At 72.7% G+C, this 24,421-nt stretch carries 19 protein-coding genes; 14 read left to right on the forward strand and 5 right to left on the reverse strand.

Annotated elements, in window-relative coordinates:
* Positions 1–2: 2 nt before the first annotated feature.
* The 13 genes from TBIS_RS08650 to TBIS_RS08710 all read left to right on the forward strand — a co-directional run bounded on the left by TBIS_RS08650 (position 3) and on the right by TBIS_RS08710 (position 14,918).
* On the forward strand, positions 3–1,394 hold the full coding sequence (locus TBIS_RS08650) for a glutamine synthetase family protein (RefSeq protein ID WP_013131984.1): 1,392 nt from the start codon (positions 3–5) through the stop codon (positions 1,392–1,394).
* Positions 1,391–2,116, forward strand: a complete 726-nt coding sequence (locus TBIS_RS08655; RefSeq protein WP_013131985.1) for an ABC transporter substrate-binding protein — start codon at positions 1,391–1,393, stop codon at positions 2,114–2,116. Before TBIS_RS08650 ends, TBIS_RS08655 begins: the two co-directional genes overlap by 4 nt.
* Positions 2,113–2,838 (forward strand): gamma-glutamyl-gamma-aminobutyrate hydrolase family protein, encoded by a 726-nt coding sequence (locus TBIS_RS08660; protein WP_013131986.1) that lies wholly within the window; start codon positions 2,113–2,115, stop codon positions 2,836–2,838. The genes TBIS_RS08655 and TBIS_RS08660 overlap by 4 nt, the downstream gene beginning before the upstream one ends.
* Entirely contained in the window at positions 2,835–4,349 is a 1,515-nt protein-coding gene (locus TBIS_RS08665) for an aldehyde dehydrogenase (RefSeq protein ID WP_013131987.1), read from the forward strand. The genes TBIS_RS08660 and TBIS_RS08665 overlap by 4 nt, the downstream gene beginning before the upstream one ends.
* 9 nt (positions 4,350–4,358) lie before the next feature.
* On the forward strand, positions 4,359–5,153 hold the full coding sequence (locus TBIS_RS08670) for a gamma-glutamyl-gamma-aminobutyrate hydrolase family protein (protein WP_013131988.1): 795 nt from the start codon (positions 4,359–4,361) through the stop codon (positions 5,151–5,153).
* A gap of 89 nt (positions 5,154–5,242) precedes the next feature.
* Entirely contained in the window at positions 5,243–6,751 is a 1,509-nt protein-coding gene (locus TBIS_RS08675; protein WP_013131989.1) for an aldehyde dehydrogenase (NADP(+)), read from the forward strand.
* Positions 6,748–7,956 (forward strand): CaiB/BaiF CoA transferase family protein, encoded by a 1,209-nt coding sequence (locus TBIS_RS08680; RefSeq protein WP_013131990.1) that lies wholly within the window; start codon positions 6,748–6,750, stop codon positions 7,954–7,956. The genes TBIS_RS08675 and TBIS_RS08680 overlap by 4 nt, the downstream gene beginning before the upstream one ends.
* Complete coding sequence (locus tag TBIS_RS08685; protein WP_013131991.1) at positions 7,953–9,134, forward strand: acyl-CoA dehydrogenase family protein; 1,182 nt, start codon at positions 7,953–7,955, stop codon at positions 9,132–9,134. Before TBIS_RS08680 ends, TBIS_RS08685 begins: the two co-directional genes overlap by 4 nt.
* Positions 9,135–10,448: 1,314 nt before the next feature.
* Positions 10,449–11,636 (forward strand): coiled-coil domain-containing protein, encoded by a 1,188-nt coding sequence (locus TBIS_RS19300; protein WP_041431379.1) that lies wholly within the window; start codon positions 10,449–10,451, stop codon positions 11,634–11,636.
* Between the two features lie 174 nt (positions 11,637–11,810).
* The gene (locus TBIS_RS08695; protein WP_013131994.1) at positions 11,811–12,554 is read left to right on the forward strand and encodes an IclR family transcriptional regulator; all 744 of its coding nucleotides are present in this window, start codon (positions 11,811–11,813) and stop codon (positions 12,552–12,554) included.
* A gap of 94 nt (positions 12,555–12,648) precedes the next feature.
* Positions 12,649–13,623 (forward strand): thiamine pyrophosphate-dependent dehydrogenase E1 component subunit alpha, encoded by a 975-nt coding sequence (locus TBIS_RS08700; protein WP_013131995.1) that lies wholly within the window; start codon positions 12,649–12,651, stop codon positions 13,621–13,623.
* An 18-nt stretch (positions 13,624–13,641) separates the two neighbouring features.
* Entirely contained in the window at positions 13,642–14,688 is a 1,047-nt protein-coding gene (locus TBIS_RS08705) for an alpha-ketoacid dehydrogenase subunit beta (protein WP_013131996.1), read from the forward strand.
* The gene (locus TBIS_RS08710) at positions 14,685–14,918 is read left to right on the forward strand and encodes a biotin/lipoyl-containing protein (protein WP_013131997.1); all 234 of its coding nucleotides are present in this window, start codon (positions 14,685–14,687) and stop codon (positions 14,916–14,918) included. The genes TBIS_RS08705 and TBIS_RS08710 overlap by 4 nt, the downstream gene beginning before the upstream one ends.
* A 183-nt stretch (positions 14,919–15,101) precedes the next feature.
* On the opposite strand, the gene TBIS_RS08715 is transcribed toward TBIS_RS08710, so the two are convergent.
* The 5 genes from TBIS_RS08715 to TBIS_RS08735 form a co-directional block, all read right to left on the reverse strand.
* On the reverse strand, positions 15,102–16,331 hold the full coding sequence (locus TBIS_RS08715) for a cation:proton antiporter (protein ID WP_013131998.1): 1,230 nt from the start codon (positions 16,329–16,331) through the stop codon (positions 15,102–15,104).
* Positions 16,332–16,337: 6 nt separating this feature from the next.
* Positions 16,338–16,820, reverse strand: coding sequence for a cation:proton antiporter regulatory subunit (locus tag TBIS_RS08720; protein WP_013131999.1), 483 nt, complete (start codon positions 16,818–16,820; stop codon positions 16,338–16,340).
* A gap of 369 nt (positions 16,821–17,189) precedes the next feature.
* The gene (locus tag TBIS_RS08725; protein WP_013132000.1) at positions 17,190–17,876 is read right to left on the reverse strand and encodes a CHAP domain-containing protein; all 687 of its coding nucleotides are present in this window, start codon (positions 17,874–17,876) and stop codon (positions 17,190–17,192) included.
* Positions 17,877–18,304: 428 nt separating this feature from the next.
* Positions 18,305–19,657 (reverse strand): serine hydrolase domain-containing protein, encoded by a 1,353-nt coding sequence (locus TBIS_RS08730; RefSeq protein ID WP_013132001.1) that lies wholly within the window; start codon positions 19,655–19,657, stop codon positions 18,305–18,307.
* Positions 19,658–20,146: 489 nt separating this feature from the next.
* Positions 20,147–21,355 (reverse strand): helix-turn-helix domain-containing protein, encoded by a 1,209-nt coding sequence (locus tag TBIS_RS08735; RefSeq protein WP_148231487.1) that lies wholly within the window; start codon positions 21,353–21,355, stop codon positions 20,147–20,149.
* 464 nt (positions 21,356–21,819) lie between these two features.
* Here TBIS_RS08735 and recD2 point away from each other — a divergent pair, with 464 nt between their 5' ends.
* Complete coding sequence (gene recD2 / locus TBIS_RS08740) at positions 21,820–24,060, forward strand: SF1B family DNA helicase RecD2 (protein ID WP_013132003.1); 2,241 nt, start codon at positions 21,820–21,822, stop codon at positions 24,058–24,060.
* The last annotated feature ends 361 nt before the right edge of the window (positions 24,061–24,421 follow it).

The raw sequence follows: 24,421 nt of genomic DNA on the forward strand, positions 1-24,421 counted from the left end.
AGATGACGAACTCCACCACTGCGACCGCGCTCGACCAGCACCGCGAGCGCAACGCGGACCTTGCGACCCTCGAGGCCCTGGAGAAGCGCATCGCCGACGCGGGCGTGCAGTACATCTACTACCAGGCCATAACCGTCACCGGCCGGGCCGTCGGGAAGGTGGTACCCGCCGACCAGCTCCGCCGCAACGCCGAGAAGGGCGTGCAGATGCACCGGACCGTGGTCGCCGACTTCCAGGCCACCCGGGACGGCACCCTCCTCGGCGGCGGTGTGGAGGCCGCCGAGATCACCGCGATCCCGGACCTGGACACCTTCACGGTGCTCCCCTGGGACCCCAGCGTCGGCCGCTTCTTCTGCCGGATGTACGAGCCCGACCACCGCCCGGAGGTGGGCGGGCAGCCCTTCGAGATCGACGTGCGCGGCAACCTCATCCGCCGCCACGAGGAGTTCACCCAGCGCACCGGGCTCGAGCTGCGCACCGGCTGCGAGCCCGAGATGACCTGGACGGGGCCGGGCCTGGAGGTCAGCACCCGTCCCGACTCCAGCACGGCCTACCGGGTCGAGTTCCTCGAGCGCTACCGCCCGATCTACCAGAAGGTCATGACCTACGCCAAGGCCATGGGCTTCACCATGATCGAGGGAGACTACGAGGACCCCGGCCAGGTCGAGCTCAACTGGCTGTTCGACACCGCCACCGCCACCGCCGACCGGGTCATCGCCTACCGGCAGATCTGCCGCCAGGTCGCCCGGGAGCTCGGCGTCAAGGCGAGCTTCATGCCCAAGCCCGCCACCGGGAAGATGGGCAACGGCTGCCACCACAACCTCAGCCTGTGGCGCGGCGACGAGAACGTCCTCGCCGAGCCCGGCCGCCGGGAGATGCACCTGACCGAGATCGGCAAGCACGCCCTCGGCGGCATCCTCACCCACGCCGCCGCGTCCATGGCCGTCATGGCGCCGACGGTCAACTCCTACAAGCGGTACTGGGACGCGGGACAGTTCGCCCCGGCGCAGATCAACTGGGGCATGGACAACAAGACCTGCACCGTCCGGCTCTCCGCCAACGGCCGGCTGGAGCTCAAGCTCCCGGACGCCATGGTCAACCCGTACCTGTCCCACACCGTCCTGCTCGCCGCCATCGAGGACGGGATCAAGAACCAGATCGACCCGGGCCCGCCGCACCAGGGCTCCAGCTACGAGGGCGAGAGCCGGTTCACCAAGCTGCCGCTCAACCTCGGTGAGGCCCTCGACGTGTTCGCCGCGGACGAGGTCCTCCGCAACGCGATCGGCAACGAGACCGTGGAGCTGTACCTCGCCTACAAGCGGGACGAGTGGGCGCGGTTCTGCAGCCACGTCACCGACTGGGAGTTCATGATGTACGCGGAGGACATCCCGTGACCGAGCCGCTGCGTTTCGCCTGCATCGACTCGGACGCGCCGCCCCTGTTCCTCCGCGCCGACCCGGTGAAGGGGCGGCGGGGCTACGAACCCGCCGTCGGCGAGCTGATCGCCGCCGAGCTCGGCCGGCCCCTGGAGTGGGTGTACCTGCCGTGGGCCGAGATGATCCCCGCCGCGCAGAGCCACAAGGTGGACGCCGTGCTCTGCGGGCAGGGGATCACCGAGGCCCGGCTCCGCCTGGTGGACTTCACCCGGCCGTACGCGATCTTCCACGAGTCGGTGCTCGTCCGCCGGGGCGACCCGGTCCGCTCGCCGGAGGACCTGCGCGGCAGGAAGGTCGCGGCCATCGCGGGCAGCACCAACATGGCCCTGGCCGAGACCTTCGAGGGCGCGATCATCGTGCCCTTCGGCGGGGACACCGACGACGTGTTCGGCGACATGCTCAACGCGCTGAAGGCCGGTGAGGTCGACGCGGTCGTCGACGACGACGTCGTCTTCGTCCCCCTCGGCGAGCACCCGGACTTCGAGCTCGCGTTCACCGTCAAGACCGGCAACCGCTGGGGCATCGGGGTCGCCAAGGACCGGCCCGATGTGCTGGCGGAGCTGGACGGCGCGCTCGCCCGGGTCATCGCCGACGGCCGGCTGGCCGCGGCCTGGGCCGAGTGGATCCCCACCCTGGAGTACCCCTTCGCGGACGCCACCCGGCCGGAGGGAGGCGCGTGACCGACCGGCCCGCCATCGCGGTGATCGGCCGCCGCGCCCGGTCCGCCTCCGGCCTGCGGTTCAGCGCCACCGTCGCCGCCGAGGCGCTGTGCGACGCGGTGTTCGAGGCCGGCGGTGAGCCGGTGGTGCTGCACGGCGGCCCGCGGCGCGCGCTCGGCGAGCTGCCGCGCCGGCTGTCCGCGTTCGCAGGGGTCGTGATGCCCGGCGGGTCGGACCTCGGTCCGGCCCGCTACGGGCAGCCGCCGCACCCGGAGACCAAGCCGGACGACGACGACCAGGACGAGCTCGACCTGGCCGTGGCGCGTGCGGTGATCTCCCTGCGCATCCCGACCCTGGCCATCTGCCGCGGCATGCAGGTGGTCAACGTCGCCTGCGGGGGCACCCTGATCCAGCACCTGCCGGACGGCCCGGTCGAGCACCTGGACGCCCACCACGAGGTCACGGTCGAGCCCGGTTCGCGCCTGGAGTCGGTGGTCGGCCCCGGGCCGTTCACCGTCTCCTCCTACCACCATCAGGCCGTCGACCGGCTCGGCCGGAACCTGCGGGTGGTGGCCCGCGCGGCCGACGGCTGCATCGAGGCGCTGGAGCACACCACCGCCGACCTGCTCGCCGTGCAATGGCATCCGGAGGACCTGGCCGGCACGTCCGCGCAGGACGGCGCACTGTTCAAGGACCTCATCGACCGCGCCAGAGCCGTAAAGGAAAAGGAAACCCCAGCATGACCGTCATACCGGAAGCCGAGGCGCGCGCCAGGCGGGAGGAGCTCGAGAAGCGCTTCGCCGGCCTGTCCTTCCCCACCCGGCTGTTCATCGACGGCCGGTACGTGGACGCGGCGAGCGGCGCCACGCTCGACCGGATCTCCCCCCGGAACGGCAAGCTGATCGCCAAGGTCGCCGCCGGGGACGAGGAGGACATCGACCGGGCTGTCGCCGCCGCCCGGCGCGCCTTCGAGAGCGGCCGGTGGTCCGGACTGCACCCGCGCGAGCGGCGCAAGGTGCTCCAGCGGCTGGCCCGCCTCGTCGAGGAGCACGCCGAGGAGCTGGCGCTGCTCGAGAGCGTCGACATGGGCAAGCCGTTCACCGACGCGCTCGCGGTCGACATCCGGGTGACCGTGCAGTGCCTCGACTTCTACGCCGAGGCGGTGGACAAGCTGTACGACGAGGTGGCCCCCACCGGCCCGGACGTCCTGGCCACCATCACCCGGGAGCCGGTCGGCGTGGTCGGCGCCGTGGTGCCGTGGAACTTCCCGCTGATGCTCGCCACCTGGAAGATCGCACCGGCGCTGGCGACCGGCAACGCGGTGGTGGTCAAGCCGGCGGAGCAGTCCCCGCTCACCGCGCTGCGCTTCGCCGAGCTGGCCGCCGAGGCGGGGGTGCCCGACGGCATCCTCAACGTCGTCCCCGGGTTCGGCCCGACCGCGGGCGCGGCCCTGGGCCGCCACCCGGACGTGGACGTGCTCACCTTCACCGGCTCCGGCGAGGTCGGCCGCCTGTTCATGCGGTACTCGGCCGAGTCCAACCTCAAGCAGGTCTCCCTGGAGCTCGGCGGCAAGTCCCCGCAGGTGGTGCTGCCCGACGCCCCCGACCTCAAGGTGGTCGCCAAGGCGATCGCCACCGGCATCTACTTCAACCAGGGCGAGGTGTGCTCGGCCGGATCCCGGCTGCTCGTCCACCGCGACATCAAGGACGAGCTGCTCGAGCTCGTCCTGGAGGAGAGCCGCCGCATCGTGGTCGGCGACCCGCTCGACCCGCGGACCGGCGTCGGCGCGCTGGTGGAGGAGAAGCACCTCGACCGGGTCCTCGGGTACGTGCACGGCGCGATCGAGGAAGGCGCCGAGAGGCTGCTCGGCGGCAACCGGATCCTGGAGGAGACCGGCGGCTACTACATGGAGCCGACCGTCTTCGACCGGGTCACCCCGGGGATGCGGATCGCCCGCGAGGAGGTGTTCGGCCCCGTGCTCGCGGTGCTCACCTTCGACGACCTCGACGAGGCCGTGCGCATCGCCAACGGCACCGACTACGGGCTCGCCGCGGCGGTGTGGACGCGGGACCTGTCGACCGCGCACCGCATGGCCCGGGCGATCAGGGCCGGCACGGTCTGGGTGAACTGCTACGACGACAGCGACATCACCGTGCCGTTCGGCGGCTACGCCCAGTCCGGGTTCGGCCGGGACAAGTCCCTGCACGCCCTGGAGAAGTACACCCAGCTCAAGTCGACATGGATCAAGCTGTGAGGTTGATCGTTGACAGGCGGTAGTGTCGTCCACCGGCATGAGGTGGAACCGGAAGGCGGCGGCTCGGGGGGCGATCCGCGGGTCGCGCTCCTGGTGTCCCTCAACTTCCCGGACATGACCGAGCACGTGGCCGACCTGGTCCGCCGGTTCACCCGCACCGCGACGACGACGCTGCGGGACCTGGGCGCGGGCTACGAGCTGTACGACACCTCCGATGTCGCGGCGCTGCCCGACCCGGCGTCGGTGACCGGGTTCGACGGCCTGCTCCTGCTCGGCGGCGGGGACATCGACCCCGAGCTGTACGGCCACCGCGGCGAGGTGCCCAACTCCTACGGCGTGGACCGCAGGGCAGACGAGTACTCGATCGCCGCGATCCGCGCCGCGGAAGAGGCCGGGCGCCCCGTGTTCGGCATCTGCCGCGGCTCGCAGCTGATCAACGTGGCGTACGGCGGCACCATCGTGCCCGACATCGAGGACTACCGGCTGCACCGGGGCGGGCCCGGCAAGCCGATGTTCCTCGATGAGAAGGTCACCATCGTGGAGGGCACCCGGGTGGCCGCCATGGCGGGCGAGCGCCGGGTCACGGTCCGGTCCGGGCACCACCAGGCCGTCGCCGAACCCGGGGAGGGCCTGGTCGTGGCGGCGCTCGCCGACGACGGCGTGATCGAGGCGGTGGAGCACCCCGAGAGATGGGTGGTCGGGGTGCAGTGGCACCCTGAGGATCCGGACGGGTCCGCCGAGCATCGGATCCGGCTGTTCGCCGCCTTCCTGGCGGCCTGCCGCGACCACCGGGCTCCCCGCTGAGCCGTACGCCACCACCGGACGGCGGCCGCCGCACGGCGGCGAACCTCGACGACCAAGGCGACCGCGATGTGAGCACACGAGGAGTGAACATGTCCGTCCAGAGCCGAGACCCGCGCACCGGGCAGGTGAACGGGGAGGTGCCCGACAGCCCGCCCGAGGCGGTCGACGCGGCGGTGTCGGCGGCGGCGGCCGCCGCCCCCCGGCTCGCCGCGGTGGCCCCCGGCGTACGGGCCGGGTGGCTGCGGGCCCTGGCCGACGCGCTGGAAGAGAACCGGCAGCGCCTGGCTACGCTGGCCGACCGGGAGACCGCGCTCGGCGAGGAGCGCCTGGGAGGGGAGGTGACCCGGACCGCGAACCAGCTGCGGCATTACGCGGCGGTCGCGGAGGAGGGCTCCTACCTCGAGGCGACGATCGACCACGGCGGTGAGGGCTCGCCGGACCTGCGGCGGGTCAACGTGCCGCTCGGCCCGGTCGCGGTGTTCGGGGCCAGCAACTTCCCGTTCGCCTTCGGGGTGCTCGGCAACGACACCGCGTCCGCGCTCGCGGCCGGCTGCCCGGTGGTGGCGAAGGCGCACCCGGCGCACCCGCTGCTCTGCACGGAGCTGCGCGATCTGGCCGTGGCCGCGCTGACCGGGGCGGGCGCGCCGGAGGGCACCTACGAGGTCGTCCACGGCTTCGCCGCCGGGGAGCGGCTGGTGCTCCACCCGGCGATCAGCGCGGTGGCGTTCACCGGGTCGCAGTCCGGTGGGCTGGCGCTGTGGCGGCTCGCCGCGAGCCGGGACGTGGTGATCCCGGTGTACGCGGAGATGGGCACGGTCAACCCGCTGGTGGTCACCCCGGGGGCCGCGCGCAAGCGCGGCGCGGAGATCGCCTCGGGGTTCGTCTCCTCGTACACGCTGGGCATGGGGCAGTTCTGCACCAAGCCCGGGCTGTTCCTCGCCCCGGCCGGCGCCGGGCTGGTGGAGGCGGTGGCCGGCGCCCTGCGGTCCGCCGCGCCGCGGGGCTGGCTGCTGACCGAGGCCATCGCGGAGGCGTACGCGTCGGGGGTGGAGCGGCTGGCCGCCGCCGGTGCCCGGGTCGTCGCCCGGGTCGACGCGCCCGAGGCCGGGTGGGCCGCCGCCCCGGCGTTGCTGTCGGTGACCGTCGCGGACCTGACGGGCAAGCCCGAGCTCCTCACCGAGTGCTTCGGCCCGGTCGCGCTCGCCTGCGAGTACGCCGACCTCGACGAGCTGCGCGCGGTGCTCGCCGTGCTGCCGGGGTCCCTGGCCGCCGCGGTCCACGCCGAGCTCGAGGAGGAGGAGCTGTTCACCGAGCTGGTGTCCACGCTGTCCCGCACCGCGGGGCGGGTCGTGGTGGACGGCTACCCGACCGGGGTCGTGGTCGGCTGGGCGCAGCAGCACGGCGGCCCCTGGCCGGCGACGACCATGCCGCAGACCACCTCGGTGGGGGCCCACGCCCTCGACCGGTTCGTCCGCCCGGTCGCCTACCAGAACGCCCCGGACCAGGTGCTGCCGCCGCCGCTGCGCGACGGCAACCCCTGGCGGCTGCCCCGGCGGGTGAACGGCCGGCTCGTCCCCGCAGCAGAGGGGGAGCGGTGAGCCGCCGGCTGCCGCTGGAAGGGGTGCTGGTCGCCGACTTCAGCCGGGTGCTCGCCGGCCCGCTCGCCACGATGACCCTGGCCGACCTCGGCGCCACCGTGATCAAGGTGGAGCGGCCGGGCTCCGGGGACGACACCCGGGCCTGGGGCCCGCCGTGGACCACCCACGCCAGCTCGTACTTCGAGTGCGTGAACCGCTCCAAGCGCAGCGTCGTGCTCGACCTGGCCGACCCCGATGACCGGGCCAAGGCGCAGGAGCTCGCCAGACGGGCCGACGTGGTGGTGGAGAACTTCCGCCCCGGTGTGCTCGGCAAGTACGGCCTCGACTACGAGTCGGTCCGGGCCGCCAACCCCGGCGTGATCTACTGCTCGATCACCGGGTTCGGCCGGGAGGGCGGCGCCCACCTGACCGGGTACGACTTCGTCGTGCAGGCCGTGGGCGGGCTGATGCACATCACCGGCCACCCGGACGGGGAGCCGACCAAGGTAGGCGTGGCGCTCGTGGACGTGCTCACCGGCAAGGACGCCGTCATCGGGATCCTCGCGGCGCTGCGCCACCGCGAGCGCACCGGCGAGGGCCAGCGCGTCGAGGTCGACCTCTTCTCCAGCTGCCTGGGCGCCCTGGTCAACCAGGCCGCCGGGTACCTGGCCACCGGGCGCAGCCCCGGCCGGCTGGGCAACCAGCACCCGAGCATCGCGCCGTACCAGACGCTGCGCTGCGCGGACGGGCTGCTCGCGGTCGCCGTCGGGAACGACGCCCAGTTCCGGGTGTTCACCCGGATCCTGGGACGGCCCGAGCTGGCCGACGACCCGCGGTTCGCCACCAACCCGGCCCGGGTGGAGCACCGCGACGAGCTCGCCGCCGCCCTGGAGGCCGCGCTCGCCGCCCGCCGGGTGGCCGAGTGGGAGGCCGACCTGCGCGCCGCCGGGATCCCGTGCGGCCAAGTGAACGACATCGGCCAGGCGATCGCCTTCGCCACCGAGCTGGGCCTGGAGCCGGTGCACGACCTCGGTGAGGAGTACCTGCCGCAGGTGCGCAACCCGGTCCGCCTGTCGGCCACCCCGCCGGCCGCGCCCGCCCCGCCGCCACGGCTGGGGGAGCACACCGACGAGGTGCTCGCCTGGCTGTCCACGCCCGATGGCCCGCTTCCGCCCCCGCTCCGCGCCGCCGCCGGCGGCGCCGCTCGCCAGGAGAACGACGAATGACGACCACCGCCACCTTCAACCCCGCCGACCCGCTCGACATCGACGCCCTGCTCAGCGAAGAGGAGATCGCCGTCCGCGACACCGTGCGCAAGTTCTGCGCCGACCGGGTCGAACCGCACATCGCGACCTGGTTCGAGGAGGGATCGCTTCCCGCGGCGCGGGAGCTCGCCCGCGAGCTCGGCCGGATCGGCGTCCTCGGCATGCACCTGGAGGGCTACGGCTGCGCCGGTATGAGCGCCGTCAGCTACGGGCTGGCCTGCCTGGAGCTGGAGGCCTGCGACTCCGGCCTCCGCTCCCTGGTCTCGGTGCAGGGCTCGCTGGCGATGTACGCGATCTGGGCGTACGGCAGCGAGGAACAGAAGAACCACTGGCTGCCCCGCATGGCCGCGGGTGAGGCCATCGGCTGCTTCGGGCTGACCGAGCCCGACCACGGCTCCGACCCGGGCTCGATGATCACGACCGCGCGCCGGGACGGGTCCGACTGGATCCTCAACGGCCGCAAGATGTGGATCACCAACGGGTCCATCGCCGACGTGGCCGTGGTCTGGGCCCGCACCGAGGAGGGCATCCGCGGCTTCCTCGTCCCGGCCGGGACCCCGGGGTTCTCCGCGCCGGAGATCAAGCACAAGCTGTCGCTGCGGGCCTCGGTGACCAGCGAGCTGGTCCTCGACGACGTGCGGCTGCCCGCCGACGCGATCCTGCCGAAGGCCGAGGGCCTGCGCGCGCCGCTGTCCTGCCTGAGCGAGGCCCGGTACGGCATCGTGTGGGGCGCGATGGGCGCGGCCCGGTCGGCGTTCGAGGCGGCCCTGGAGTACTCCAAGACGCGGACGCAGTTCGGCCGCCCGATCGCCGGGTTCCAGCTCACCCAGGCCAAGCTGGCCGACATGGCCCTGGAGCTGCACAAGGGCCTGCTGCTCGCGCTGCACCTGGGCCGGCGCAAGGACGCCCACGGGCTGCACCCGGCGCAGGTGAGCTTCGGCAAGCTCAACAACGTGCGGGAGGCGCTGCAGATCTGCCGCACCGCCCGCACGATCCTCGGCGCGAACGGGATCTCGCTGGAGTACCCGGTCATCCGGCACATGACGAACCTGGAGTCGGTGCTCACCTACGAGGGCACCTCCGAGATCCACGCGCTGGTGCTCGGCCGGGCGCTCACCGGGATCGCCGCGTTCCAGTGACCGCCGCAGCAGGCGTGCGTTGACGGGTTGCGCGGGCGCCGCCTCGCCGAGATCAGCGAACCGGGCGAGGCGGCGCCCGTTTGTGTGCGACCGTGTCAGGGGGCGGGTGCGGCCGGTTCGGCTCGCCCGGCATCGCGGCGGCCGGGCCGCCGCGATGCCGGGCGCACCGGATGCGGGAACCGGATGCCCGCCCGCGGTGTGGACGATTATCGTGACCCTGTGTATTCATCCGGCGACGCACCGTCCACAGCCCGCCTCCCTGGCTGGGGACCTGCTCCGACCGGACGCGCCGCCGCTGTGGAGCCGCCCTGGCACGCGGCCACGCCGGGCCAGCGGCCCGGCCGACCTCCTAGAGAAGGGGAGAACTCCCTAGAGAAGAGGGAGAGGTGTGCCCGCAAGGCCATCCGGGCACCGGTGGGTGGAGCGGCGACCTCGGCGTCCACACCATGGATGAGACCGAGGAGCCGTGCGACGCGCAGGCCACCGGCGGCACCATCGGCGCGGCCGTTCGTTGCCGGGCCGGCGGCCGCGGTGACCGCGCCCACTCGTGCCGGATGACCCACGTTCCCGCGCAGAAGGAGACGACGACCGGGCGCCGGACCGCGCGCAGGCGCCGCGCCGCGGGGCGTGCCGCCGTCGTCCGCGACGGGCTCGGCACCGAAGCGCTCGCCCTGCTCGTGCATGTTGTCCATGAGCTCCGGGCCCATGATCCCGTCCGCGCACATCACCGCGAGCCGCTCCTCGCGTTGCGCTCCGCCGGCTCCGGTACCGCCGTACGGAACGCCGGCGTCTCCATGCGGTCGGCGTACCCGGTAGGACGAGGGAGCCCGCTCGGGTTCGGCCGGGAGCCGGGCTCGGATCGACGCCGGAGAGGAGAGCGGCGAGCGCCCACGGGGGCGTCGCGAACACGAGGAGACGACGGCCGTCCAGCGCGACCTGCCCTGACGACCGGCGACACGTTCGCCGGCCGGGCTCGGGGATGACGGCCTCGTTGCACGCCGTGGAGCTGCCGCATCCGGCGGTTCGTCGTGCGGCGTCATGGGCGGCTCCGGCCCGGCCGCCGAGCTCGTCAAGGCGCAGGCGAAGTTCCGGGTCATGCGGTCCGCGCCGGAGGGCTGCGCCGGCGAGCGGTGGGGGCGGCTCAGGTGGGCACGTTCTGGGCCCGGATCCGATGGATGAGGACCGGTCACGGGCTGATAACTTGCGGGAATTGCACTTCTTCCAAGTGATGCATCACCTCACGTTCGCTCACCGTCCTGCAATGGATCCTATTTTTTGAATTTCTGTTTCTGGAAAATCGATAAAATCACGGGCATGACCGCCCGCGCACCGGTGAGGACGTGCCGGCACTGCGGTGCCGTGATCGAGGAGCAGCCGCGGCGCGGCCGGCCGCGGGAGTACTGCCCGGACAAGCGCTGCCAGGCGGCGGCGAAACGGGAACGCGAGCTGCGCCGGTCCGCGCCGGGCCTGGAGGGCGCCCTGGCCAGGGCGGAAGAGCTGTACGAGCGCATGGAGAAGGGCCTGGCGGCCGCGATCGAGCCGCTCGCCCAGGTGCTCGCGCAGGAGCTGAGCCCGGCGGGCGTGGAGGCGAAGATCAGCGCGATCCAGGCCGAGGCGCACACCCGCATCGCCATCGCCCGGGCCGAGCGCGAGCAGGCCATGGAGCAGGTGCGGCTGGCCCGGGAGGCCGCCGAGGCGGCCCGGCGGGACGCGGAGGAGGCGCGCCGCCAGGCCGAGGAGGCCTTCGCCGAGCGGGACACCGCGTTCGCCGACGCGGAGACCGCGCGGGAGCAGGCGCTCGCCGCGCTGCGGGAGGCGGCGAGCATCGAGCGCCGGGTACGGCAGGAGGCGGCCGAGGCCCAGCGGCGGGCCGAGCTCGCCGAGGCCGCCCGCCAGCAGGCGGTGCAGGAGCTCGCCGAACGGGTCGACCGCGCCGCGGCCGAGGTACGGCAGGCCCGGGCCGAGGCCGAGGAGGCGCTCCGGGAGCGTGACGAGGCCCGGGCGGAGGCCGCCGCCGCGCGGACCGAGGCCGAGGTCGCCCAGCGGGCCCGCCGGGAGGCCGAGCAGGCGACGGCGGCCGCGATCGCCCGCGCCCAGGCGGCGGAGGCGGAGCGCGACCGGGCGGTGGCCCGGGCCGAGGCGGAACGCGATCGGGCCGTCGCGCTCGCCCAGGAGGAGCGGGACCGGGCGCTCGCCCGGGCGGAGGCCGCCGAGGCGGCGCGCGCGCAGGCCATGGCCGAGGCCGCGAAGGCGACGGCGGAGGCGGCGCAGGCCGAGGCGCGGCGTCAAGCGGCGGAGGAGCAGGCCGCCCGCGCCATCGAGGAGGCCCGGGCGGCCGCGGCGGAGCGCGACCGGCTGCAGGCCGAGCTCACCCTGGAGCGGGCCCGGCTCGCCGATCTGCGCGTCCAGCTCGAGGTGGCCCGGCAGGAGGCGGCCGAGCTGCGGGAACGCGCGGTCGCCGCCGAGCTGCGCCTGCGCGACCGCGGCCACGACGACACCTGATCGGCCCTGCGATCAAGCCCCGCGGGCGCCGGCATCGCCGGTAACGCGACATGGACAGGCCGTTAATCGGGTCTTACGCTGAGCGCACACCGGCTCCCCACCCGATCCGGGCTCCTGTGCCGGCGCCCGCACCACGGCGTGAACCTCGGCGCAATGACGCGGGGAGGTGGAACCGTGGCCTCAGGCCCCACCCTCATCGCATCGGTGCAGCGCGCGCTCCATCTGCTGGACGCGGTGGCCTCCGGCGAGCGCCCGGCGACGGCGAAGGAACTGGCCCGCGCGGTCGGGCTGCCGCTCCCGACCACGTACCACCTGCTGCGCACCCTGGTCCACGAGGGGTACCTGCGCAAGCTCGAGGACGGCTACACCCTGGGCGAGCGGCTCACCGCCCTCACCCAGCGGGGGTCGATGCTCACCGTGCTCTCCCGCGTCCGCCCGATCATGCGGGCCGTGCGGGACGAGCTGCGCGGCGCGTGCTACCTGTCGCTGTACTCCCACGGCGAGATCAAGCTGGTCGACATCGTCGACAGCCCGGAGGCGCCCCGCGTCGACCTGTGGGTGGGCGTGCACGAGGCGGCCCACGCCACCGCCTTCGGCAAGTGCATCCTGTCCGGGCTGGACGCCGAGGCCCGGCGCGACTACCTGTCCCGGCACCGGCTCACCGACCTCACCCCGTACACGATCACCGATGTGCGGGTGCTCGAGCAGCGGCTGGCGCCCGGCCGGGACGTCTTCGACGACCGGGAGGAGTACCTGCTCGGCACCGCGTGCGTGGCCAGCCCGATCCGGGCGCCGGGCCTGATCGGCGCGATCGCGGTCTCGATCCCGGCACGGCGGTACGCCTCCGTCGCCGCGGACCCCACCCCGTTGCACCGGGCGGCCCGGCGGATCGCCCGGGCCTTCGCGATCGGCTCCTGAGCCGCGGACCGGCGGATTATCACCATCTGAAATCCGCACCGTTGTCCCGCGCCCGCGACCGGCGGACAGTGGCTTCCACAGGCAGGGAGGTCACATGGAGCCGCAGGTCAGGCTGGAACTGTATCGGACGATGGTGCTGATCCGCACCTTCGAGGAGGCCATCCGCCGCGAGTACCACGCGGACAAGAAGCCGGTCTTCGACATCGCGGCCGGGCTGATCCCCGGGGAGATGCACCTGGCCGCGGGGCAGGAACCGGTCGCGGCCGGGGTGTGCGCCCACCTGACCGCCGACGACGCCGTCACCGCCACCCACCGTCCCCACCACTTCGCGATCGCCCACGGGGTGAACCTGAACAGGCTGGCGGCCGAGATCTTCGGCCGGGTCGACGGCCTGGGCAAGGGCCGGGGCGGTCACATGCACCTGTTCGACCCGGAGACCCACTTCTCCTGCTCCGGCATCATCGCCGAGGGGTACCCGCCCGCCCTCGGCCAGGCGCTCGCCTTCAAACGGCGGGGGACCGACCGCATCGCGGTGGCCGTGACCGGGGAGGGGGCGGCGAACCAGGGCGCCTTCCACGAGTCGCTCAACCTGGCCGCGCTCTGGAAGCTGCCCGTCGTGTTCATCGTCGAGGACAACGACTGGGGCATCTCGGTGCCGCGGTCCGCGTCCACGAGCGTGCCCTCCAACGCCGTCCGCGCCGCCGCGTACGGGATCCCCGGCGAGCGGGTGGAGGACAACTCCGTCGAGGCCGTCTACCGGGTGGCGGGTGAGGCGATCGCCCGGGCCCGCGCGGGTGAAGGCCCCAGCCTCATCGAGGTGCACACCGTCCGCCTGTGGGGCCACTTCGAGGGCGACGCCCAGGGCTACCGCCCCGACCTGGCCGAGGTGGCCGAACGGGATCCGCTGCCGATCTACGAGGCCGAGCTCCGCCGCGCCGGGGTGCTCGACGACGACACGGTCAAGGCCATCGCGGCCGAGGCCTCCGAACGGGTGGAGGCCGCGATCGCGTTCGCCAAGAACAGCCCGGAACCCGACCCCGCGACCGCGCTCGACCACGTGTTCGCCTGAGCCCGGCAAGGAGAGAACATGACCGTCACCGGCACCGCAGCGCCCTCAACGGCCCAGGTCCAGCGCAGGCTGACCACCGCCAAGGCCATGGTCGAGGCCATCGCCCTGGAGATGGAACGGGACGAGAACGTCATCGTCCTCGGTGAAGACGTCGGCGCCTACGGCGGCATCTTCAGCTCCACCGCCGGCCTGCTGGAGCGGTTCGGCCCGGAGCGCGTCATCGACACCCCGATCTCGGAGACCGCGTTCATCGGGGCCGCCATCGGCGCCGCGGTCGAGGGCATGCGCCCGATCGCGGAGCTGATGTTCGTCGACTTCTTCGGCGTCTGCATGGACCAGATCTACAACCACATGGCCAAGATCCACTTCGAGTCGGGCGGCAACGTGAAGGTGCCCATGGTGCTGACCGCGGCGGTGGGCGGCGGCTACTCGGACGGCGCCCAGCACTCGCAGTGCCTGTGGGGCACGTTCGCGCACCTGCCCGGCATGAAGGTCGTGGTCCCCAGCACCCCCGCGGACGCCAAGGGGCTGATGATCTCGGCGATCCGCGACGACAACCCGGTGGTCTACCTGTTCCACAAGGGCGTGCTGGGCCTGCCGTGGATGGCCAAGAGCCGGCGCGCGGTCGGGCCCGTGCCGGAGGGGGACTACCAGGTGCCCATCGGCAAGGCGGCGATCGCCCGGCCGGGGACGGACGTGACCATCGTGACGCTGGCGCTCTCGGTGCACCACGCGCTCGACGTCGCCGAGGAGCTGGCGGAGGAGGGGATCAGCTGCGAGGTGATCGACCTGCGCAGCCTGGTGCCGCTGGACACCGAGACGATCCTGGAGTCCGTCGCCCGCACCGGCCGGCTGCTGGTGGTCGACGAGGACTACCTCTCCTACGGGGTGTCCGGGGAGGTCATCGCCCGCGTCGCCGAGCACGACCCGACCCTGCTGCGCGCCCCGGCCGCCCGGGTGTGCGTGCCCGATGTCCCGATCCCGTATGCCCGGTCCCTGGAGCAGGCGGTCCTGCCGACCCCGGACCGGATCCGCGACGCGGTGCGCCGGCTGGTGAGCGCATGACCGACGTGCCGTTCCCCGTCATCTCCGAGAACGACCCCCGGGCCGAAGGGGTGGTCTCCACCTGGTTCGCCTCGGACGGGCAGCCGGTCCGGGAGGGCGACCTGATCGCCGAGGTCGCCGTGGACAAGGTCGACGTGGAGGTGCCCGCCCCTGCCTCGGGGGTGATCCGTCTGCTGGTCGAGGAGGGCACCGTGGTACGGCAGGGCGATGTGATCGCCCGGATCGAGTAGCCGGGCCGGGCGGGAGGCCGATCCCGGGATGCCCGGGATCCCGTGCACCGGCGGGCTCACCGGGAGCGGTGGCCCGGCTCCCCGCCTGGTCCGGCCGCCACCGGGCGTTCGATGGCGCGCGATGGCGGGCGGACCGGATCCCCGGCCGTCCCAGGGCTCCCCGGTGGGGCGGCCGGTGGACCGTCACACCGGTGCGGACTGCGACTCCTCCCGGACCGCGCCGGTGGCCGAGCCGTCGCTCGGACCGGGCGTGCCGCCACCGGCGCGCTTGGTGAGCCACCGGCCCAGCGGCTCCGCCGTACGGGCGAGGAGCGGGCCGGCGACGGCGAGGATGAGCACATAGGCGGCGGCCAGCGGGCCGAGCTGCGGGTGGGCGCTGCCCGCGGTGGCCGCGAGACCGGCGATGACGATGTTGAACTCGCCCCGGGGGACGAGCGCGGCGCCGGCGCGCAGCCGGCCCTTGATCGAGACACCGGCGCGCTTGGCGGCGAACCACCCGGTGGCCGCCTTGGTGAGCACGCCGAGGACGGCGAGCAGGGCCGCGGCGCCGAGGACCGGGGGAAGCTGGGTCGGGTCGGTGTGGAGGCCGAAGAAGACGAAGAACACCGCGGCGAACAGGTCGCGCAGGGGGGTGAGCAGCTGGCGGGCCTGGTGCGCCAGCGGACCGGACAGGGCGATGCCGACGAGGAACGCGCCCACCGCGGCGGAGACCTGGAGGGCCTGCGCCAGCCCGGCCACCAGCAGGGTGAGGCCGAACACCTTCAGCAGCAGCACCTCATCCGACGGGCTGGCGATGAACCGCTCGACCTTGTGGCCGTGCCGGAGCGCGACGTAGAGGATCACGGTGATCGTGATGGCCGCCACGGCGAGGCTGACCGCGCCCTTGACGAGCCCGGCGCCGGCGAGCAGCGCGGTGACGATCGGCAGGTAGACGGCCATGGTGAGGTCCTCGAACACGAGGATCGAGAGCACCGCGGGGGTCTCCCGGTTGCCCAGCCAGCCCAGGTCGCCCAGCACCTTGGCCGTGATGCCGGATGACGTGACGTAGGTGACGCCGCCCAGGACGACGGCCATGACCGGCCCCCAGCCGAGCAGCAACGCGATGATGACGCCGGGGGCGGCGTTCAGGACGAGGTCGAGCAACCCCACCGGGGCCGAGGTGCGCAATGTGCCGACCAGCTCGTCGGCGGTGTATTCGAGGCCGAGGGTGAAGAGCAGCAGGATCACGCCCACCTCGGCGCCGATCTCGATGAACTCCTCGCTCGTGGTGAGGGGGAGGATCCCGCCGGTGCCGAACGCGAGCCCGGCGAGCAGGTACAGCGGGATGGCCGACACGGAGAACCTGACCGCGAGCGCGCCGATCAGGCCCAGGACGAGAACGATGGCCCCTAGTTCGATCAGCTTGACTGCCATGCGTGGTCACCCGGTTTGCAAGATCTCGGCCGCGGCTGAGGTTCCCTCCTCGGTGCCGACGACGACCACGACGTCACCGGCTTGGAGGAGGAAGTCGGGGCGCGGGCTGGCGATCACTTCGTGCCTGCGGACGACGGCGACGATGGACGCGCCGGTCCGGGAGCGGGTGCGGGTGTCGCCGAGCGAACGGCCGTCGTAGGGTGACCCCGCCTCTATGGGGATCTTCCGGGTGACCAGGCCTTCTACCTGCCGGTGCAGCTCGTTGAGGCGCTCCACGATCCGGCCGGTGCCGAGGAGCTCGGCGAGCACGTTGGCCTCTTCGGGGGTGAGGACCACCGTGGCGAGGGTGGTGTCCGGGTCGTCCTTGTCGAAGATCACCAGATCGCGGCGGCCGGTGTGGTGGGAGATCACGCCGATCTGGCGTCCGCGCTCGGTGGTGAGCACGTGCTGAAGCCCGATGCCCGGCAGCCCAGTCCGATCGAGGTCCACGGTCCCTCCTGACATCCTCAAGTGCCGCGCCGAACCCGCCGGCACCGCCCGCCGCGAGGCGGGGACGAGCGGTGGGCGGCGCCCGGCGATGTGTGTCGTGGTTTGCGCCGTCACGACGATAGCGATGCCGGGCCACTGCTCCGTCCCGGGTCCGGGCGTGCGCGGGGGCGGTGCTCGCAGACGGTACGGCACGGCGCGGCCGGGCGGAAAGCGGGCATCCGCCGGTGGAACGGTGGAATGTCGTGTCCGAGCCGCCGGGTGGCCGGGGTCATCCGGCCCGGGGACCGCGTCGTGGTGCGGAAAAGGCGCGCGCCCCGGCCCGTGGGAGGAGGATGCCCGGGCCGGGGCGCGCGATCATCCCGGGAGGGTCTACGGGGCGGTGTAGTACGGGTAGCCGTAGCCCACCACCTGCCAGGTGGGCCGGATCCGCTTCTCGACCGCGCCGGCGTCGGTGTTGCCCTCGATCGTGGTGATCGTGCCGTTGCCGTTGTCCGCGACGACGAAGCCGACGTGGTCGATGCCGTCGATGGTCTTCTTGCCGCTCCAGTCGAAGAACACCACGGCGCCCGGCTTGGGCTCGGTTCCCCACCGGCCGTGGCGCTCGAACCACTTGGCGTGCTCGACCGTGTAGGCGTCGGCGCCCATGACGGGCCGGATGCCGAGCTGGTCGCCGACCCAGGAGACGAACATGTCGCACCAGGGGGCGTTCGCGTAGTGGTGGATGGCGCCGCCGTCGCGGGCGACGGTCTCCCGGGCGCGGTCGGTCGACATGTACCATTCGTGGAACTTGGTCCCGCCGCCCAGGCTGTTCTCCCGGATGCCGATCTGGCTCTCGGCGAGCTTGAGGACGTCGGACGGTCCGACCTTGGGCAGGGTGCGGGCGATCTCCGCCAGGGACTGGGCGCGCGTCGCGTCGCTGTCCTCGGCCTGGACCGTTCTCACCTGCTCTGCCGAGGTCGCCTCGCTGACCTTGGCGTGCACGGGAACGGAGAGGGCGCCGGTGATGAGGGCACCACCGAGCAGGACGGCACTCAGGCGGATCTTGCGGGAATGCATGATCAGGGTCGTTCTCCCTTGCTTCCATGCCGCCGACCGGGTGGGGGCGGGCTGGGAGTTCGCCCTACGGCCTCATGCCGATTCGCCCCGGGATCGGTGGGGTCCCCGGCTCCGCCGGGAGGCGGATGCGGCGGCTGACGGACGGCCCTTGTCGGGCGCCTGCCGTGGTCCCAAGTGGATGTACTCCGATGACCAAGAAACGGTCAGTCATGCACTTAGTTGTCTCGAAGGTATTAGATGGGTACAAACCGGTCAAGTGATGACAAGTAGGGTTTTGTCTGACCGGTTGGTGGTAGGGCGGCGCGATGACCCGCGACCACCGGCGATCCGCGGGCCGTACCGGGCCGCCATGAGACCTGCGTCACATTCCGGCGGCCCGGCGTACGGCGCGGCACCCGCGTCCGGGATCTACCAGGCCGAGGCGTTGGTCACCGCCAGCCCAAAGGGTCGACTCCGCCGGGTATGGGGGCGGACGGGTCGTACGGCTCGCGGCTGAAGATGAACGTATTGAGCTCCAGATGCACTCCCTTGGGAGAGCGGACCACCCGGAGCGTCTCGCCCGCGTAGTAGCCGTCCAGGCCGAGCCAGGTGCCGTCCGGCTGGGGGACGAACCGCGACGCCCGGCCCTGGCCGCTCAGCGGGGTGAGCGACAGCCCGCGGCCCGGCAGGGCGCGCAGCACGTACGCGGCCGGGCCCCAGTACCACTGGCCGGTCAGCTCCAGCACATCGGGGTCGACCTGGACGGGCTCCCACTCGGCGGGGAGCGGCGGCTCGTGCTCGGCGAGGATGTCGAGCAGGTCCGTCGCGAGCGACGCGCGCACGCCCGAGGTGGTGTTGGCGAGCCAGACCACGGCGACGCCGTCGGACGGGTCCGTCCACAGCGAGGCGAGGAACCCCGGCATCGAACCGCCGTGCCCGGACAGCCGGCGGGCGCCCTGCGGCCCGCGGTGCCGGATGAGCTGCAGCCCGAGGCCGTACCCGGTGGTCCAGGCGTCACCGTCCTCGACCGTGACCGGCTCCCGCATCTCGGCGAGCGTCTCCGGCTTCAGCACACCCCGGGTGTCGCCGAGCAGGAACGCCGCCCACCGCGCCAGGTCGCCCGCGGTGGACCAGAGCTGACCGGCCGGGGCCATGCCCGCGTGGTCGTGCTCCGGCTCGGGCAGCAGCACGTCCGCCCACGGGTGGACCGCGTACCCGGTCGCGTGCGGAGGCCGCGGCCGTGGCGTGGTGTCCCGCATCCCGAGCGGTTCGAGGATCTCCTCCCGGATGACCTGCTCCCAGGGCGCCGACCGCTTGCGGGCCACGACCTCGCCGAGCAGGGCGTAGCCGAGGTTGGAGTAGTGGTACCGGCGGCCGGGGCGGTGCCGGGCCGTCTCCGGCCCGAGCGACGCGAGCAGGTCGGAGACGGGCACCCCGGGCGTGCGCTCCCACCACTCACCGGGCGGCTCCGCGGTCAGCCCGCCGGTGTGGGAGAGGAGCTGCGCGATCGTCACCTCGCCGACCGGCGTGCCCGGCACGTGCTTGTCCAGGGGGTCGAGCAGGTCGATCAGGCCCTCATCGCGCAGGCGCAGCACGGCGACGGCGATGAAGGTCTTGGTGATCGAGCCGATCCGGTACTGGGTGTCCTGGCCCGGCCGTTCGCCGCCGGCCCGCCCCCGGGCGCCGAACCAGGCGATCTCCCCGTCCCGGACGATCGCCGCCACCAGGGACGGGACCCGCGACCGGGCCTGCTCCTCGGCCAGCCTGCGCAGCAGCGCGCGAGCCGTGCTCTCCAGAACCATGCAGGCAACCTCCCGTGTGACGATCGCACCAGGCTAGCGCCGGGGCACGGCGCTCCGGGGCGATCGCCCCGGGCCGCGGGGAATTCCGTTGACAGCGGTTCGCCGCCCTCCGTAGGTTCCGGGAAGGCCTGACCGCAGGCCATCACCGGGGTGCGGGGATCGGTGCCCCCTCGCATACGGCGGCCTGCCGGGAACGTCCGCGGACGTCCGGTGCGACGCGCCGGAGGCTCCGCGGCCGGGGGGAACGGCCGGATCCGGGTCGCCCAGTACCGGCCCGCATCCGGAATCCAGATCCGCCATCCCCGCGGGGGACCGCTGGTGTGGCGACCTGCAGGCGGGACAGGTTCGGTCATGGGTCGTACCTCCGAGGCCCGAATGACACGGCCATGCCGATTCGGTGACGTAGCGTGGTCGCGACACGACGTACTGTCACACCCATGAGACGGTAGGGCCGGCACCCCGCCCCGGCGTTGCGTGACGGAAACCTTGTCAGATCACACCCATCCGATGGGCCAGGCCCCGCAGCTCCCGGCCGCCCGCATCACGGCGCGCCCGCTCCAGCTGCGCGGACACCAGTTCGCGGACCAGCGGGTTGTGGTACACGCGCATGGGCGAAAGCCGCTCCGCGATGCGCAGCTCCGCAACGCACTCCCTGGTGTGCCCGAGCATGGCATGCGCCCGAGCCAGCTCTATGTGCAGGGAGGACTCCCGCCCGCGGCTGGCCAGCGCTTTCGGATTCACGCTCGCGCCGAACTGGAGCGCCTGCTCCGGCCGGCCCGCCTCGACGGCCAGCAGACACCGCCAGGTGCCCACGTTCGAAGGGCCGAACCACTGCCAGGCGCCGACGCGGTCGCCAAGGCGATCAGCGACTTCCTGTGCCTCGTCGGCATGCGCGCGGGCCGTGGCATGGTCGCCATCGATCGTGGCCGCCAACGCGGCCGACAGGCGGAGCATGCCGTACACCTCATGAGCCGTCCGATCATCACCCAGGTGAGGCTGCACGGCATCCGCGGCAGCTGCGACAAGGCGGAACGCACGGTACCGCGCGACCGAAGGACGGGCGTGCGCCTGGGCGAAGCACGCGGCGCCGATCCACACCGGATCACCCAGAATGGCCGCGGCCTGGGCAGCCCGGTCCGCGGCGATCCACGCGAGATCGATCTGCCCGTTGTGGCGGAGCAGGAAGGCCGTAGCGCTGCAGACATCGACCAGCAGCCGCAGCGCCGTCGTCTTGTCGCGCTCATCGCCCGCGGCCACGTGCACGTGCAGCTCGGCGATCACGTCCGGCAGCACCCGGCACAGGGTGGCGTGGTCGGACTTCTGCCGGGCGGTGAAGATGGGGCCTTCCCAGTCCGCGGCCAGCTGCGCCACCGGCCGGGCCGGTACGTCCAGCGGGGAGGTGAGGGAGGAGTCGAGCAGTACCTCCCTGATGCGCATGACGTCGCCGTGATGCCGCACCCTGGGGATTGCCGTGGTGGCCTCGCCGAGAAGATCGTCCGTGGAGACCTGCAGCGCGTCCGCGATCCGCGCGATGTCGATCCTCTTCTCCAGCGGGATGAGCCCGTTCTCCACCCGGGAGAGCCAGCTCTTGGATCGGCCGATGAGCCCGGCAAGCTCCTCCAGGCTCTTGCCCCGATAACGCCGCGCGCGCCGGATGTTCTCGCCGATGCGCCTGTAGTCCGTGCTGGCCTCGGGCATGAGGGAAGCCCTGATTCTCACCTGAAGTCCTGACAACCTTCAGGCTAAGTACGAGGCCTTTCTCATCCATGAATCGCGATGAACTTCTGTCCCTCACCCTGGGCCTCCGGCTTCACAATCCGGTCGGATCGGCCGGACAGGCGGCCAACGACCCGGGGCGGCCTACATGAGCGGCCGCTCATCACCCTGCGTATCGCAACCCCGGCATTGCGCAACCCGATCACGATCGTGCAGACCGCGCCATGACCCGGCTCGACCGGGATCTCTTCTTGCCACGGCTCCTGCGCACAGGCGCGCGGACCGCGACCGGCGACGCGATGCACCAGCTCCCGCGGAGGGGCAGGCAGCGTTCCCCGGCGCCACCAAGGGGATCGGGCGTGTCGGTGATGGATTTATTGTGTAAAGCTACGCGGATGTAAGAGCTGATCAGACTTGCATCGCGGTTGGGCCGAGCCGCTTGCGGGGTGGGTGTGGGATTGGAGGGTTCCGAGAGGAACAAACCGAACGGCGTCACGTTGAAAGGGACCCTCGAACGGATCACGTACGTCAACGAGGAGACCGGTTACACGATCGCCCGGCTCGCCACCGAGCGCTCGGACAAGGAGCTGCTCACCGTCGTCGGGCCGCTCCTCGGCGCCCAGGTCGGCGAATCGCTGCTGCTGACCGGGCGGTGGACCACCCACCCGCGGTACGGCCGGCAGTTCGAGGTGTGGTCGTACACGACCCTGCTGCCGGCGACCATCCAGGGCATCCAGCGCTACCTCGGCTCCGGCCTGATCAAGGGCATCGGCCCGAAGATGGCCGAGCGGATCGTCAACCACTTCGGCACCGACACGCTGCGGGTGATCGAGGAGGAGCCCGAGCGGCTCACCGAGGTCCCCGGGCTCGGCCCCAAGCGGATGAAGATGATCGCCGACGCCTGGGAGGAGCAGAAGATCATCAAGGAGGTGATGGTCTTCCTCCAGGGCGTGGGCGTGTCCACCTCGATCGCGGTCCGCATCTTCAAGCAGTACGGCGAGGCGTCGATCAACGTGGTGCGCAATGAGCCGTACCGGCTCGCGGACGAGGTGTGGGGCATCGGGTTCAAGACCGCCGACGCGATCGCCCGGTCGATCGGGATCCCGCACGACAGCCCGGGCCGGGTCAAGGCCGGCCTGCGCTACACGCTCTCCCAGGCGGCCGACAACGGCCACTGCTACCTGCCGGCCCCGAACCTGATCGCCGAGGCGGTCAAGATCCTCGACGTGCCGCAGGACCTGGCCGCGAAGTGCCTGGAGGAGCTGATCGCCGAGGAGGGCGTGATCCGCGAGGACATCCCGGCCGGGGAGAACGGGGAGAGCGCCATCCCCGCCATCTACCTGGTGCCGTTCCACCGGGCGGAGCAGTCCCTGGCCGCCACCTTGCGCGGGCTCCTCACCGCCGATCGCGACCGGCTCGCGGCGTTCGCGAACGTCGACTGGGACGCGGCGTTCGACTGGCTCCACGCCCGGACCGGCGGCGCCCGGCTCGCCCCCGAGCAGGCCGAGGCCGTACGGCTCGCGCTCACCGAGAAGGTCGCGATCCTCACCGGCGGGCCGGGGTGCGGCAAGAGCTTCACCGTCCGGTCAATCGTCATGCTGGCGCGGGCCAAACGGGCCAAGGTCGTGCTCGCCGCCCCCACCGGGCGGGCGGCGAAGCGGCTCGCCGAGCTCACCGGGCACGAGGCCACCACCGTGCACCGCCTGCTCCAGCTCAGGCCCGGCGGGGACGCCTCCTTCGACCGGGACAACCCGCTCGACGCCGACCTCGTCGTGGTCGACGAGGCCTCCATGCTCGACCTGCTGCTCGCCAACAAGCTCGCCAAGGCCGTGCCGAAGGGGGCCCACCTGCTGTTCGTCGGCGACGTGGACCAGCTCCCCTCGGTCGGCGCGGGCGAGGTGCTGCGGGACCTGCTCGCCGCCCCGGAGATCCCCCGGGTACGGCTGACGCGGATCTTCCGCCAGGCCCAGGAGTCCGGGGTGGTGGTCAACGCGCACCGGGTGAACTCCGGCAAGCCGCCCCTGGTGCGGGAGTTCCCGGACTTCTTCCTGTTCCCGGCCGAGGACCCCGAGGAGATCGCCAGGCTCACCGTCGACGTTGTGGCCCGGCGCATCCCGGCCAGGTTCGGGCTCGACCCGCGGCGGGACGTGCAGGTGCTCGTCCCGATGCACCGGGGCGTCGCCGGGGCCGCCGCGCTCAACGTCGCCCTGCAGGAGGCGCTCACCCCGTACCGGGAGGGCGTCCCCGAGCGCCGGTACGGCGGGCGGGTGTTCCGCGTGGGCGACAAGGTCACCCAGCTCCGCAACAACTACGACAAGGGCGCGGCCGGGGTGTTCAACGGCACGGTCGGCGTGGTCACCGACATCTCCCTGGAGGAGAGCACGCTCACCGTCCGCACCGACGAGGACGAGAGCGTGGACTACTCCTTCGACGAGCTGGACGAGCTGGCCCACGCGTACGCGGTGAGCATCCACCGCTCACAGGGGAGCGAGTATCCGGCGGTGGTGATCCCGCTGGCGACCAGCGCGTGGATGATGCTGCAGCGCAACCTGCTCTACACCGCGATCACCCGGGCGAAGCGGCTCGTGGTCATCGTGGGGTCGAGACGGGCGATCTGGCAGGCGGTGCGGACCAAGGGGGCGGGCCGCCGCTACACCGGGCTCACCCACCGGTTGCGCGCCCGATGACGGGCGGCGTACGGTGGCACCTCGCCGATGTCGCGGGGCAGCACCGGGCGCGGCGCGCAGCGCCGGGTGCCGTGGCCGTTGATGCCGGGGCCTTCGCGGTGCCGCCGTCGTGGGGCCGGGCCGATTCGAGAGGAGCGTCACCGCCCCGGCCGGCCCGGGCGGGCGCCCGGCGGCGCGGTGTCGCCGGACCGTCGCCCGGATCGGCACCTGCGCCGGCACCATGCTTGCCACCGTCGGGACGGCGTCCACCGGGGTGGTGGCCACCCCGGGTGGTATTCGCGTGATCGTTCCGGATTCCGCCCGGCCGTCTCCCGGAACCCTGCCGGGCGGGGCCGTACCGCCCGGCGTGACCTGGTCACTC

It is taken from the genome of Thermobispora bispora DSM 43833 (genome assembly GCF_000092645.1).
Taxonomy (GTDB): domain Bacteria; phylum Actinomycetota; class Actinomycetes; order Streptosporangiales; family Streptosporangiaceae; genus Thermobispora; species Thermobispora bispora.